Here is a 13177-nt window from a genome sequence, read left to right on the forward strand (position 1 = left end):
GGCACCACCAGGAATTTCCCCGAGAATCCGGAGCATATCGATGAAGCGCAGAGAGTTCATGCTTGCCGCGACGCTGTCCCCTTTCGTCCCATTGCGGGCGATCGCCGCCGAACGCGAGGTGAAGCCCGATCTGGTCGGCACGCCCTTCCTGCAGCGCTGGCCCGATGGCCCCTATGCCCGGAACATCTGGGCGATGCAGGTCTTCGGCGGCCGCTTGTTCCTGGGCGCGGGGAACAGCTCGAACTTCGGGCCCTCGTCCAATGCCGGGCCGGTTCCGATCCTGTCCTATGACGGGAGGAAGTTCACCGAGGAATATACCGTCAACGACGAGCAGGTCGCGCGCTTCTACCAGGCGGGCGATGTCCTCTACGTTCCCGGCCACGATCCCCGCGACGACTGGTCCTATGGCAATCTGTATCGGCTGGCCGGCGGCGCATGGACCAAGCTGCGCAACATCCCCCGCGGCATCCACGTCTATGACATCCGTCACCATGCCGGGCGGCTGGTCGCCGTCGGCGGCGCCTATGGCCAGCCGCTTTCCGCATGGATATCCGAAGACGAGGCCGCCAGCTGGCAGCCCGCGGCGCTGATCCCCAACCCCGCCCTGGCCCAGTCGCTGGTCCCGCTGGGCAGGGCCACAAAGGTGCTGGGTCAGGACACCCAGGTCGTCGGCCGGTTCTGGACGCTGTTCGAGATCGGCGACTCGCTCTATGCGAGCACGTCCGCGCCGCTGGGAAGCGTCCAAGACGATCCCCATCCGCGCATGGCGACGCTCTTCCGCTTCGACCCGGCGCAGAACGGCTTCCAACCGCTCGCCTTGGGCCATTCGTCCGCCCTGTTCCCGGACACGCCCGCCACCGGCGCCCAGGTCGGGCTGGTCGAGCGCTGGGCCAGGCTCGGCAAGGAAACCGCCTATATCGGCGGCTGGCAGCATAACGACCATCAATGGCTGCCGATCGGCCTTTATGCGGCAAGCTCGGCCGACAATGCGCGGCGGCTGCAGCTGCCGGCATCCGAGCAGCCTCGGGACCTGCTCGTCGAGAAGGGGCGGCTCTATTGCCTCTCCTCGCGCGCGGAAGGTCCCGACCGGTATCGCGTCTCGGTCACGCGCTTCGGCCGCGATCTCAAGGCCGGAACGGTGGTGCTCAGCTTCCCTGCGCCTACCTTCGCGCGGTCCTTCGCGCTGTTCCAGGGCCGCTTCTATTTCGGGCTGGGCACCGAAACCGGCACGGGTGCGGCGCTGTCCGACGCGGCAGGCACGATCCTGAGCACGCCCTTCGTCCCGTGATTGTAGCCTGAGGCGGTCACACGAGCATTCGGAACCCGCGAACCACATATTTCCAAGGAAACAGCCATGTCACGAATGATTGGACGTCTTGGCCGGCAGGTCGCCCGGCACCTCATCGGCAGATCGTCCGTCGTGGCGCTCGTCGCGGTCGCTACGACGCTTTGCCCGGGCAGCCCAGTCCAGGCCCGGCCAGCGCGGAACGTGATCCTGTTCCTCGGCGATGCCGGGGGCCTGCCGACGCTGAGCGCCGCCGGCATCTACGCGCATAACCGCCCGCAATCGCTGTTCATCCAGTCGATGCCGCATATCGGCCTGTCGGACACCTCAGCGCTCAATCACTGGGTGACCGATTCCGCGGCCGGCATGACGGCGATCGTCACCGGCCGCAAGACGAACAGCGGCATGAACTCCGTCGTTCCCGCGGGCGACGGGACCGGCGTCACCCCGGTGAAGACGATCCTCGAATATGCCGAGCAGCACGGGCTCTCCACGGGCGTGATCACCAACATGCCGCTCTGGGACGCGACGCCGGCTGCCTGCTACGCGCATGTCGCCAGGCGCACCGACAAGGACGAGATCTTCCGCCAGCTCCTCGCGCCGCGCTTCGGCGACGGCGTCGACATCCTGATCGGCAAGGATCGCGCCTCCGCCGATGCCGCATTCACCAAGATGGGGACGACCACCGAACAGGCGTTCGTCCGTGCCGGCTATCTGTTCGGCCGGGATCCGTCGATGCTGACGCCACAGACCCGCCGCGCAGCGATCATCCGCGACGAAGACTATGCGCCGATCCCCGCAGTGCAGGCGACGATCGCCAGCCTGAGCCGCAATCGGAAGGGCTATTTCCTGATGGTCGAATGGGACATGCACACAGACAGACTCCAGGACGGGCTGCGGCACGCTGTCGAGATGGACGACATGATCCGCAAGATCAGCGCCACGGCGGGCAAGGACACGCTGATCCTGTTCGTCGCTGATCATTCCTATGATCTCAAATTGCTGTCGGGCACGCGCGACCGTCCACTCGCGGAGCAACTGGCATCGCCTGCGGGTGGCCGGCCCGTGATCGCCGCCGACACCAGGGGCGCGCATGCCGGCGAAGAGGTCGTGGCGGCTGCCATGGGGCCCGGCGCGCAGGGCGTGAAGGGGTTCTTCCCCAATACCTGGCTGTTCAGTGTCATGATGTCGGCCTTCGGGTGGAAAGCCGACTGAGGCGCAGCATGCCGTCAGCCCGCGGCAGGCCGCAATACGGCGTGTCGCGGGCCAAGGCGAGCCGCGAGCCCTGCGGCCATCCTCCGCCCAAGCCGATCATTTGCCGGGTGGCCTGGTGCGGATTGGAGATATCCTTCCCTGACACTCCGGTCTTTCGCGACTGCAGCATTTTTTAGCCTCTGCGGATGTGGTTTCGGGCTCCCCCGGCGTCTCCATGCCGAGGGAGACGAATGCGTCGGCCGAGACCTCGGCATGAGGGCGGCACGCACGGTGATCCCGTCACCAGATGCAGGGTATCTTCGTAAATGGTTGCGCAGCGTGAATTTAGTGGCCGTGGTCATATCGACATCAATGATGATTCGGAAATGAGCTACTGGACGCACCAGTTGTCCGTAACGCCGGCGCAACTATTCGCGGCGGTGTGCGCAGTAGGGACTTCAACTCGGCTGGTAATCCAGTATCTCGGCATCGCCTCCGCCTGAACGCGCTGGCTTTGCCATGGCGTGTGAGCCTGCGCCGCTTCCTCACATGCATCGTTGCACCCCTTGAGACCTATTCGCCTCCGGACCGTGCCGCAGGCCGATGGCCCTGCCTGCAATCCCGGGAAGCAACGCCACGGCCTCCCGCCCGCAGGTTCGATCCTCATTCCGGACGATCGATCATGGATTCGGGAGGCCGCGGCATGGGTTCAAAAACGGCCCTGCGATACTCCTCCGATCACAGCATCACTGGGATGCTTCAGTATCGAAGGACTAGCAAAATGAAGATGTTGATCGCCTCCGCCGCCGCTTCCGTCCTTGCAATCGGCGCCAATGCGCAGACCGTCGAGAAGCCCGCCATCGTCCTGGTGCACGGCGCTTTCGAGAACGACCAGGTCTGGGGCCATGTCAGCGCGAAGCTGCAGAAGGACGGCTACCAGGTCGTCGCCGTCGACCTGCCGGGCCGTCCGGGCAATCCCGCGACGCCCGACAAGGTCAGCCTGGACCTGTACCGCGACACCGTCGTCAAGGCGCTGGGTTCGATCAAGCGTCCCGCCGTCGTCGTCGGCCACAGCTTCGGCGGCATCGTGATCTCCGCGGCGGCCGAGAAGGCGCCGAAGAAGATCAAGACTTTGGTCTACCTCGCTGCCTATCTGCCGCAGGACGGTGACTCGCTGGTGTCGCTTGCCCAGCGCGATCCGGATGCCAAGGTCGGCCCGCACCTGCAGATCCAGAAGGAGAAGGGGCTGGCCTCGATCGAATATTCGGCCCGTGCCGACCTGTTCGCCAATGACGGCCCCGATGGCCTGCGCAAGGCGATCCCCGACCTGATCCTCGACGAGCCGCTGGCGCCGCTCGCAACGCCGGTGAAGGTGACTGCCGCCAATTTCGGCAAGGTCGACAAGGTCTATATCCACACTGCGATGGATCAGGTCATCAGCCCGGCCTTCCAGGCCAAGATGGTCGCCGCGACCCCGGTCCGCGTCGAATACACCCTGCAGACCGGCCATACGCCGTTCCTGACCAATCCGGACGGCCTGGCCGATGCGATCGAGCGTGCCGCCCAATAAGGCGCGGCCGATCCATGGGCCCGAAAAGGGGCGGGAGATCATGATCCTCCCGCCCCATGATCGGCGCGACGCTCTGGACATTGAAGAGGACTGACATGCTGCGCACTGCGATCAACCTTGCTACCGCCTTTGCCCTGGCTGGCACTCTGGTTGCCCCGTCCGCCGTCGCCCAGGAGGCGCCGCGCGACGCCGAGATTGCGCCGGAATTCCGGCTGAAGGGCGAGGCCGTCTCGATCCCCTTCGTGATGGTCCGCGAGTTCCCGTTCGTGGAGGCCGAGGTCAACGGGGTGAAGGGCAAGCTCCTGCTCGACACCGGCGCGCTCGAGGCACTCAGTCTGAACCACAATCACCTCAAGCTGCCCGAGGGCCGCGTTCTCCGGCGCGGCAATTTCGCCAGCGGCCAGAGTTTCGAGATCATCCTGCGCCCGAGCGTCGATAATGTTCGCCTGGCTGGCGGGCCCGCCTATGGCCGCGTCACAACCGTCCGCAGCCAGGACGCCGCGCAACTCGAGCGTATCACCCCCGATTTCCTCGGCTGGCTCGGCCATTGGTACTGGGAAGGCTATGCCGCAAAGTTCGACTACAAGGCGTTGAGGGCGACCTTCTACAAGGGCGGTCCCAAGGCATTTCTGAAGGGTGAGACGGTGGTCGCCGCCATTCCCTTCGAGACTCGCAACCGGCCCAATGTGCCGGTTCTGACGGCCAGAATCGGCGATATGGACTTCGAGACACTTCTCGATACGGGCCAATATGGCAATATCTACGCCGATGCCGCGACGCTCGAGCATCTCTCCGCGATCGGGGCGATCAAGCCCGCAACGGGCGCGGAAGGCGCCTTCGACATCAAGGCGGTCCGGTTCAGCAAGGGCCCGGCGATTCCCATGGCCAAACTCGGAAGCCATTCGATCGAAGGAGCGGCACCCTTCGCCAAGGCGATCGGTGTGGATTCGTCTCGGATTTTGAGCCTGGGATACGCTTTCCTGCGGCAGTACAAGACCGTTTGGGACTATTCGAACAAGACGCTCTACCTGCTGAAGCCCTAGGGCGCCGTTTTAGGAGTCAATGAGCGCGAGGGCGGCGTTCAGGGCGTGCTCGATCGGTCGGCGTGCCTGATCGCTGTCGACCATCGCCCGGGAGACCTCGATCGCACCGATCATCGTGGCGACGATATTCCAGGCACGCTGCTCGCGATCGGCTTCGGCGCCGCCCAGGACTGCGGCGATCTTGCCGACCAGCTCGACCATGCGGCGCTGATAGGCCTCGCGGACCGCAGGCCCGACACGGGCCACGTCCGCGCTCAGCGTGGGCATGACGCAGCCCAGCGCCGGATTCTCGCGATGGTAGAGGCTGACATATTCGTGCAGCCACGCCTTCAGCTGCTCGCGCCGCTCGGCCACCGTGCCGGCGGCTTCGACAAAGGGCATGCCCAGATACGTGTCGATCACGCCCTCGAGCAGCGCCTCCTTGTTGGCGAAGTTCGAATAGAAGGCGCCCGAGGTCACGCCGGCCGCCGCCGCCAGCGCATCCACGCCGACCCCGTTGAAGCCCTTGACCCTAAGCGTCTCCGCGCCGGCCCGCAGGATCGCATCCCTGGCCTTCGCCTTCTGGTCTGCCGGGTATCTCATCTCAATTCTCTCCAGAACATCACGTCGTCCTCTTGAACATAGGATAACGACCGTTATATAACGATCGTTATCCTATGGGCGCAACCCCGTGCCCGACGGTGACCCAATCGAAAGGACCAGGATCATGAGCTTCAACACCGCACCGACCGAGACGATCGACGTGGAAGGCACGAACTTCCTCTACAGGCAGGCAGGGGAAAGGGGCGGCGTGCCCGTCATCCTGCTCCATCATCTGACCGCGGTGCTCGACGATTGGGACCCGGCACTGGTCGATGGGCTGGCCGTTGATCGCCACCTCATCGCGTTCGACAATCGCGGGGTGGGCGGTTCGGGGGGCACCACGCCCAATTCGGTCGAGGAAATGGCGGCGGATGCGATCGCCTTCATCCGCGCCCTCGGCTTCACCAAGGTGGACCTTCTGGGCTTCTCGCTGGGCGGCTTCGTCGCACAGGCCATTGCGCAGCAGCAGCCGGATCTCGTCCGCAAGATGATCATCGCCGGCTCGGCCCCGGCGGGCGGCGCAGGCATTTCCGACATGGGCGCGGTCCTGCAGGATGCGCTCGGCAAGGCCGGCGCGGCCGGCAAGCACCCGAAGCACTTCCTCTTCTTCTCCCAGACCAGCAACGGTCAGGAAGCGGCCAATGCCTTTCTCGCCCGCCTGGCCGAGCGCAAGACCGATCGCGACACGCCGATCAGCAACGAGACGATCGGTGCCCAGCTGACCGCGATCCACGCCTGGGGCCAGGGCGACCCTTCGAGCCTGAACAAGACCGCGCATCCGGTCCTGGTCGTCAACGGCGATGACGACGTGATGGCGCCGACGATCAACTCGTTCGAGCTGGCCCGCCGCCTCCCCAATGCCGAGCTGAGCATCTTCCCCGATGCCGGCCACGGCGGAATCTTCCAGTACCACCAGGTGTTCGTCCAGCAGGCGCTCGCCTTCCTGGCCTGAGCAGCCGGCCGAGGCGGCTGTCCCCATGCCGCCTCGGCAGCGCTCGAACCCACTTCCAAAGGAGCCAATCATGCACACCGCCCAGGTCACGTCGCGCACGATCGCCGTGGAGCACGTCAGGATTACCTCGATCCACCCCTTCGCGCAGGTCCGCGCCGCGCTGGAAGCGCAGCTTCCGCAGCTCGATCCGAGCATCATGGGCCTGCTCGCCAGCGGAGACGAGGATGCCGTGAACTATCAGGACGCGCACGGCCCGACGCTTTCGATATTCCTGACGCGCGAGCATGGCGACCTGCTCGCGATCGCCGGCGGGAAGCGCAATGCCGTCCAGTTCGAGATCGGCAATCCGATCATAGCATCGAAGATGACGCGCCACGATCTCGCGGCTTCGCTCTACGCGCCGCTCCGCGTCGCGTTGTTCGAAACCCCGGAAGGCGAGGCCGTCTTCGAATATGACAAGCCTTCCACCCTGTTCGGCCAGACCGGTAACGCGCAGGTCACCGAGGTCGCGCTGTTCCTCGATCGCGAGCTGGAAACGGCGCTTGTGCGGGCAGCCGGTTGAGCGGTGCCCGGACATGGCCGCCCGACGACGCGCATCGCCGGGCGGCCCTGCCATCAGACCTGCAATTGCTGCTGCTGCCTCGTCTCGCTCGGCGCATATCCGAAATGCGTCTTGAAGGCCCGGCTGAACGCCGCATCCGAGCTATAGCCGCATCGATACGCTGCCTCGGTGACCTTCAGCCCGCCGCCGCGAAGCAGGTCCGCCGCTATCGTCAGCCGCCATCGCGACAGATAGCGCAGCGGCGGCTCGCCCACCACCGCGTTGAAGCGCTCGGCAAAGATCGAGCGCGACATCATCGCCACCTTGGCGAGCGATTCCACCGTCCAGCGATCGAAGGGATTGGCGTGCATCGCGCTGAGGACGCGGCCGATGCGTTCCTCGCCCAGGCCGCCCAGCCACCCCGTGCGGTTCGCCTCGGCCGCCGCCCAGCTGCGCAGCGTCCGGATGACGAGAAGGTCGATCAGCCGCGAGATCATCAGCGAGGAACCCGGATTGGGCTGCTGCGCCTCGGCGACGAGGAAATGCGATATCGCCTCGAGCCAGGGCGGCGCCCCGGCATCGCCGCGCGGGATCAGGATGACAGGCGGAAGCGCGGACATGATCGCGGGCAGGGGGCTCCCCTCGAGGCTGAAGAAGCCGCTGACCAGATGCGCGGCGGTACCCCCGCCGCCATGCCGGAGGACCAGTTCGTCCCGGTTGAAATGGTCCCTTGCAACCGTGCCGATATCCCGTGCCGGTGACTTCAGCATATCGGTAATCACATGCCCGTCGCCCAAGGGCAGCAGGACCAGATCGCCCTGCTTGATCCGGACGGGTGCTCCGCCGACGGGCGTTACCCAGGCCTCTCCGCGCTCCACGAAATGGAAATGCGCAGGCCCGGCTGGAAAGTTCAGGCCCCAGGGCTCTCCGAGGAAGGCGGTATAGACCAGTTCGCCGCGCAGCCGGATCAGGGTGAGCACTTGTGACAGCACGTCGTTCCGCGCGGCCGACATTCCAAAATTTTCCGTCATTCCGGACGATCCATCATGCAATCCGGAGGCCGCGGCATGTCCGGTTCCCCTCGGTCAGCTTAGTTTTTGCCCATCGGCTCACTCCCCTAGAACCGATTGCTGCGAAGGAACAATGACATGAAATCCGAAAATGCGACGCCCGCTTCCGCGAACCTCTCCAACTCGATCGCGCCGAACGCACAACCCCCGATCGTCCTCGTCCATGGCGCCTTCGCCGATGCGCCGGGCTGGGGACATGTCGCCGGCCGGCTGAGCGCCGCCGGGCGCGAAGTCCGCAGCATCGACCTGCCCGGCCGTCCGGGCAATCCTATGGCGCCGGATCAGGTCACGCTCGATATGCACCGCGACGCGCTGCTCGCGGCCCTGGACGAACTCGGCCGGCCCGCGGTCGTCGTCGGCCACAGCTTCGCCGGAATCGTCATCGCCGCGGCGGCCGAGCAGGCGCCGGAGAAGATCAGGACGCTCGTCTTTGTCGCCGCCTATCTGCCGCAGGACGGAGAATCGCTGGTATCGCTGGCGATGACCGATCCGGACGCGAAGATCGGCGCGCACCTCAAGATCGAGCCGGAGAACGGCGTCGCCATCGTCGAATATTCGGCCCGCGCCGAGCTCTTCGCCAATGATGGGTCGGAGCCGCTCAAGGCGAAGCTCCCGGATCTGATCCTCGACGAGCCGCTGAAGCCGCTGGGCACCCCGGTGCAGGTGAGCGACGCCGGCTTCGGCAAGGTCGACAGGATCTATGTCCACACCAGCCTGGACCAGGTCGTCAGCCCGGCGCTTCAGGCCCGGATGGTCGCAGCGACGCCGGTTCGCAAGGCAGTGACGCTGGCGACCGGTCACCTGCCGTTCCTCACCGATCCGGATGGGCTGGCCCAGGCGATTGCCCAGGCTGCGGAGTAATCGATCCTGGCCGAAGACATGGGAAAGGGGCAGGCCGCCACGCGACGGCCTGCCCCTTCTTGCTGCCCCCGTCTGGTCTGCCATCAAAGGCCCAGTTCGCTCAGGCCCGGATGATCGTCGGGGCGGCGCCCCAACGGCCAGTGGAACTTGCGATCCGCTTCGGCGATCGGATGCTCATTGATGCTTGCGAGCCTGAGCTCCATCAGCCCCTCGGCATCGAATTGCCAATTCTCGTTGCCATAGGCACGGAACCACTGGCCGTTATCGTCGCGATATTCATAGGCGAAACGCACCGCGATGCGGTTGCCGGCATGGGCCCATAGTTCCTTGATCAGCCGATAATCGTGCTCGCGGTTCCACTTGCGTGTCAGGAACGCTTCTATCTCGGCACGGCCTACCGGAAACTCCACGCGGTTCCGCCAGCGGCAATCCGGGGTGTAGGCCAGCGCCACCCTGGCCGGATCGCGGCTGTTCCACCCGTCCTCCGCGGCCCGGACTTTCTCGATCGCAGTCGTCTCGGTGAAGGGCGGGAGCGGGGGACGGGGCATATTATTTCTCCTGAGAACCAGGCCGGGTGCCGGGAGGCACGGATGTATCCGAGGGGATATCCTCCATCCACCGAGATGTGACGACTGCTCTCCGGATGGTGATTCGCACGAAAGAGCGAAGCGCAGGACGATCGCTTTCGTTTTGGAATCCCCTGGTCCGCGGCACCTTGCCTGCTTCTGAGGATCCGGCGGCGGGAGGGGCGCCGCCGCCGGAAAGCTTCAGAAGCGCTGCGTCAGGTTCATGTTGAACGTGCGCATCCGGGGATCGCCGTTCGGAGCGTAGCCCGAGGTGCGGGTCACGTCATAGGGCGGGCGCTTGTTGAGGACATTGTTCAGGCCGATGCTGAGCTCGGTCTTCCTGAACAGCTTCACGCCGCCATAGATGTCGAAATAGGTCGATGCCTCGACCCGGCTCGATCCCTGCTCCAGCACCACCGTGTGCAGGTTGTTGACATAATAGCCGCTGAAATGACGCGCCCGTACGCCGAAATTCCACTTCGGCGTGGAATAGTTGGCAGACAGGACGCCCTTGAACTTCAGGCTGTCGCCATTGCTGTAGAAGTTCGCGGTGGAGACAACGCCGGTGAGATCGCGCGGCGCCGCCGAGGGAGTCAGCTTGCTCGTGATATTGAGCAGCAGCGTCGCGCTGCCGCTGATCGTGAGCTGGCCTTCTCCGATCTGCGTCTGATAATCGCCCGAGAAGTCGAGGGCTTCGCTGGTGTAACGCGAAAGGTTCGCCGTGGTCGCATCGACATAGATGATTGGACCGACGCTATAGGGATCGCCGGCCGGCACCGGCCCGCGGCGGAACCGTTCCGGAAAGGCCGCCATGAAATCGGCCAGCGCGGCCAGCTCCTGCGGCGTCGTCGCGTTGAGCAGCGACTGCGGATCGTAATAGCCGTTGTTGATCACGATCCGCGTCCAGTCGGCCCGCAACGTCAGCCCCTTGATGAAGCGCGGTGTGAGGACGGTGCCGAAGGACCAGCTGTCCGACTTTTGCGGATCGATGTTCGGATTGCCGCCGTTCAGGCCTTCGACCAGATAGAAAATGCCGAAGATCGAGGTGCCGATCCGCTCGTTGCCGCGCAGCGGATCCCGTGCGGCGACGGACAGGGCGTTGGTGAAGCCGAGGGTCGACAGGCCGGTGGACGGCACGATGTTGTTGAGCTGGGGCGGCGTGTAGCCGGTCGAATAAGAACCGCGAAAGGCGATGTCCGGCGTCACCGACCATTTCGCCGCGACCACGGGATTGATCGAGTGGTTGCGCGCCGTGCGATAGGGGATCGTCACGCCGGGCGCGGGGCAGGGCGAGTCTTCCTCCGCCGGGGTCAGCACGCCGGGGTGGCCGCTTACGCACTGAAAGGTCCTGTTCGTGCCGACCCCCTCATAGGCGTCGTAACGACCCGACAGGCGTAGTTCGAAGCCATACATCAGCGGCACATGGTTGTCCGCTCCCACGACCGGCAGCACCAACTGGCCATAGGCACTCTTGGTGTCGAGGCTACGCTCGGGCGAATAGGAGACGGTCGCCGAGCCCGGGCCGTCATTATAGGCGATGCTGTCGCCGAGCCATTGCCGCTGCTTCTCGATGGCCAAGGTCAGCACCGGCTTGCCGCCCCATAGCCGCGCGAAGCCGATCGGGCCGGCGAGCGTCAGCTTGTACGAGGTGTAGCTCGACTTGGAGGGCGAACGTCGCGAATAATGGCCGCCGGTATCATATTGATAGGCGAGCGGGTAAGCGAGCGTATCGAGCAGCACGTTGATCGACGGGTTGGTGACCAGCTGGGCGTAATAGGTCGCATCGAGCTGGCGCTTCGAGTTGTAGGAACTCGAGGTGCTCGTGCTCGTATTGACGTCGAAATTGGCCTGCCAGTGCCAGGGCAGCTTGACGATCGCGCCGCCGATCAGCTGCACGCTCTCCGACTTGGACTGAAACCGCACGAACGGCTCGTTCGAAGGAAAGGAGACGTCGATCGCGGTGGTGAAGGGATTGAGCGGATTGCCGGCCGCCAGCGAGAGGCCGTTCGGCACCGGCGAGGTATCCGAGCTGGCCTCGACCCGTGAATAGGCTGCCGAGCCGTAAAGGCTGAGCCAGTTGGTCACGTCGCTGCGCAGCGTCGCCGTGCCGTTCCAGACCGTGCTGCCATAGGTGAGGGCGACGCGGTCGCCCAGGATCGGGCCCTGGCCGCTGTCGTTCGGGCTCGGCGCGACATTCTGGCGGCCGGCATTGGCGAGCAGCGCGCTGGCACCATCAAGGGCGATGCCGCGATAGCCTGCGGGGATATAGGTGATCGCCGAGCCCAGCGCGGTCACGCCGTTCACGGCATATTGCGGCCGCAGCACCAGGTTCGAGCCATTGCTGGCGCGAATGTTGGGCGTGGTCGAATAGATGAGCGGCGCGGTTTCGAGATATTTCGGGTTGTTCTTCAGGATGAACGCCAACCGCTCGTTGATGAAGTCGGTATCGCCGGCATAGAGCGGGTCGGCCTTCTTCCAGCTGCCGCTCAGCGTGAGCGTGGTCTTGGGGAGCAGGGGAAAGGTGGCATTCACGCTCAGCCTCCGCTCCAGCGCAGCGCCCTTGGTGGTGCCGCCCAGATAGGCGCTCGTCTCGATGCCGTGAAAGTCGCGGCGCAGGACGATGTTGATCACGCCGCCGACTGCGTTGCTGCCATATTGGCCGGCCGCCGACGAGGCGAGCACCTCGACGCGTTCGATCTGCTCGAGCGGAATGCCGACCACCGAGGACTGGGTGAAAGTCCCCGCGACGCCGCTATTGGGTTCGGCATAGCGGCGGCCGTCCACCAGGATCAGCGTACCGTCCAGGCCGATGCCGCGCAGGTTGATCACCGAGTCGCGCGATGTGACGCCGCCGCCCTGGGCGGACGTGCGGACGCTGGTCATCGCGCCCAGATTGTCGCGAAGAAAGTCCTCGAGGTTCGATGCGCCCGAGCGCTTGATCTGCTCGCGGGAGAAGACCGTGTAGGGCTGCGCCTCGTCCTCATTGTGCGGAATGTCGGCGTTGAGCGTGAGCGCGCGGCGCCCGGTCACCAGGATTTCGGGGATGCCGGGATCGCCGTTCACGAAACCCTGGTCGCTCGCGGCGTCCGCCGCGTAGCGCCGGACTGTGTCGACCGCCGCCTTGGTCGGGCCGCCGACCACATAGGAGCCGTTCTGCAGCCGCTGGACACCCAACAGGGTGCCGCGCAGCAACCGGGCCAGCGCCTCGTCGATGGTGAAGTTGCCCCGGAGACGCGAAACCTTCCGGCCGGCTACCCGGTCGGGCAGGAACGCGATCTGCACCTTGGCCTGGCGGCCCAGCGCGATCAGCGCATCGCCGAGATTGCCGGCGGGAATGTCGATGTCGATCGACTGGCGGGCGGCTGCACTCTGCGCCGTCGCCGTGCCGCCCTGCAACGCGCAGCTCGCGGCGCCGACGGCAAGCGCCATTTTCAGAACCCGCACCTTGTTTGCGAAACCAGCCATCCTAACCCCCTGTGTCTTTTTCCCCCGGGGCCATCGCGGCCCCTGGAG

The 13177-nt window shown here is 65.3% G+C and carries 12 protein-coding genes; 8 read left to right on the plus strand and 4 right to left on the minus strand.

Going from position 1 to position 13177, the window contains the following annotated elements:
* Positions 1-40 precede the first annotated feature (40 nt).
* The 5 genes from J2W22_RS07285 to J2W22_RS07300 all read left to right on the plus strand — a co-directional run bounded on the left by J2W22_RS07285 (position 41) and on the right by J2W22_RS07300 (position 5092).
* Positions 41-1288, plus strand: coding sequence for a hypothetical protein (locus tag J2W22_RS07285; RefSeq protein ID WP_307117586.1), 1248 nt, complete (start codon positions 41-43; stop codon positions 1286-1288).
* A gap of 66 nt (positions 1289-1354) precedes the next feature.
* Positions 1355-2500, plus strand: coding sequence for an alkaline phosphatase (locus J2W22_RS07290; protein ID WP_307117587.1), 1146 nt, complete (start codon positions 1355-1357; stop codon positions 2498-2500).
* Positions 2501-2805: 305 nt separating this feature from the next.
* Entirely contained in the window at positions 2806-2982 is a 177-nt protein-coding gene (locus J2W22_RS23480) for a DUF3606 domain-containing protein (RefSeq protein WP_373422945.1), read from the plus strand.
* Between the two features lie 278 nt (positions 2983-3260).
* Complete coding sequence (locus J2W22_RS07295) at positions 3261-4049, plus strand: alpha/beta fold hydrolase (protein ID WP_307117588.1); 789 nt, start codon at positions 3261-3263, stop codon at positions 4047-4049.
* A gap of 95 nt (positions 4050-4144) precedes the next feature.
* The gene (locus tag J2W22_RS07300) at positions 4145-5092 is read left to right on the plus strand and encodes a hypothetical protein (protein ID WP_307117589.1); all 948 of its coding nucleotides are present in this window, start codon (positions 4145-4147) and stop codon (positions 5090-5092) included.
* 9 nt (positions 5093-5101) lie between these two features.
* On the opposite strand, the gene J2W22_RS07305 is transcribed toward J2W22_RS07300, so the two are convergent.
* A complete protein-coding gene (locus J2W22_RS07305; protein WP_307117590.1) occupies positions 5102-5674 on the minus strand; it encodes a TetR/AcrR family transcriptional regulator in 573 nt (190 codons plus the stop codon).
* A 124-nt stretch (positions 5675-5798) separates the two neighbouring features.
* Between J2W22_RS07305 and J2W22_RS07310 the strand changes: the two genes are divergently transcribed.
* Together J2W22_RS07310 and J2W22_RS07315 are read left to right on the plus strand one after the other, a co-directional pair.
* Positions 5799-6626: an alpha/beta fold hydrolase gene (locus tag J2W22_RS07310; protein ID WP_307117591.1), complete on the plus strand. Its 828-nt coding sequence runs from the start codon at positions 5799-5801 to the stop codon at positions 6624-6626.
* Between the two features lie 70 nt (positions 6627-6696).
* Positions 6697-7188: a DUF302 domain-containing protein gene (locus J2W22_RS07315; protein WP_307117592.1), complete on the plus strand. Its 492-nt coding sequence runs from the start codon at positions 6697-6699 to the stop codon at positions 7186-7188.
* A 53-nt stretch (positions 7189-7241) separates the two neighbouring features.
* On the opposite strand, the gene J2W22_RS07320 is transcribed toward J2W22_RS07315, so the two are convergent.
* On the minus strand, positions 7242-8180 hold the full coding sequence (locus J2W22_RS07320) for an AraC family transcriptional regulator (protein WP_307117593.1): 939 nt from the start codon (positions 8178-8180) through the stop codon (positions 7242-7244).
* 135 nt (positions 8181-8315) lie between these two features.
* Here J2W22_RS07320 and J2W22_RS07325 point away from each other — a divergent pair, with 135 nt between their 5' ends.
* Positions 8316-9098: an alpha/beta fold hydrolase gene (locus J2W22_RS07325; protein WP_307117594.1), complete on the plus strand. Its 783-nt coding sequence runs from the start codon at positions 8316-8318 to the stop codon at positions 9096-9098.
* An 83-nt stretch (positions 9099-9181) separates the two neighbouring features.
* On the opposite strand, the gene J2W22_RS07330 is transcribed toward J2W22_RS07325, so the two are convergent.
* A complete protein-coding gene (locus J2W22_RS07330) occupies positions 9182-9646 on the minus strand; it encodes a nuclear transport factor 2 family protein (RefSeq protein WP_307117595.1) in 465 nt (154 codons plus the stop codon).
* A 219-nt stretch (positions 9647-9865) separates the two neighbouring features.
* Positions 9866-13129 (minus strand): TonB-dependent receptor, encoded by a 3264-nt coding sequence (locus J2W22_RS07335; protein ID WP_307117596.1) that lies wholly within the window; start codon positions 13127-13129, stop codon positions 9866-9868.
* Between the last annotated feature and the right edge of the window lie 48 nt (positions 13130-13177).

The organism is Sphingomonas kyeonggiensis, assembly GCF_030812785.1.
GTDB lineage: Bacteria > Pseudomonadota > Alphaproteobacteria > Sphingomonadales > Sphingomonadaceae > Sphingomonas > Sphingomonas kyeonggiensis_B.

Coding starts and splice junctions, on each gene's coding strand:
- J2W22_RS07285 (WP_307117586.1), top strand. CDS start 41: ATGAAGCGCAGAGAGTTCATGCTTGCCGCGACGCTGTCCCCTTTCGTC.
- J2W22_RS07290 (WP_307117587.1), top strand. CDS start 1,355: ATGTCACGAATGATTGGACGTCTTGGCCGGCAGGTCGCCCGGCACCTC.
- J2W22_RS23480 (WP_373422945.1), top strand. CDS start 2,806: ATGGTTGCGCAGCGTGAATTTAGTGGCCGTGGTCATATCGACATCAAT.
- J2W22_RS07295 (WP_307117588.1), top strand. CDS start 3,261: ATGAAGATGTTGATCGCCTCCGCCGCCGCTTCCGTCCTTGCAATCGGC.
- J2W22_RS07300 (WP_307117589.1), top strand. CDS start 4,145: ATGCTGCGCACTGCGATCAACCTTGCTACCGCCTTTGCCCTGGCTGGC.
- J2W22_RS07305 (WP_307117590.1), bottom strand. CDS start 5,674: ATGAGATACCCGGCAGACCAGAAGGCGAAGGCCAGGGATGCGATCCTG.
- J2W22_RS07310 (WP_307117591.1), top strand. CDS start 5,799: ATGAGCTTCAACACCGCACCGACCGAGACGATCGACGTGGAAGGCACG.
- J2W22_RS07315 (WP_307117592.1), top strand. CDS start 6,697: ATGCACACCGCCCAGGTCACGTCGCGCACGATCGCCGTGGAGCACGTC.
- J2W22_RS07320 (WP_307117593.1), bottom strand. CDS start 8,180: ATGTCGGCCGCGCGGAACGACGTGCTGTCACAAGTGCTCACCCTGATC.
- J2W22_RS07325 (WP_307117594.1), top strand. CDS start 8,316: ATGAAATCCGAAAATGCGACGCCCGCTTCCGCGAACCTCTCCAACTCG.
- J2W22_RS07330 (WP_307117595.1), bottom strand. CDS start 9,646: ATGCCCCGTCCCCCGCTCCCGCCCTTCACCGAGACGACTGCGATCGAG.
- J2W22_RS07335 (WP_307117596.1), bottom strand. CDS start 13,129: ATGGCTGGTTTCGCAAACAAGGTGCGGGTTCTGAAAATGGCGCTTGCC.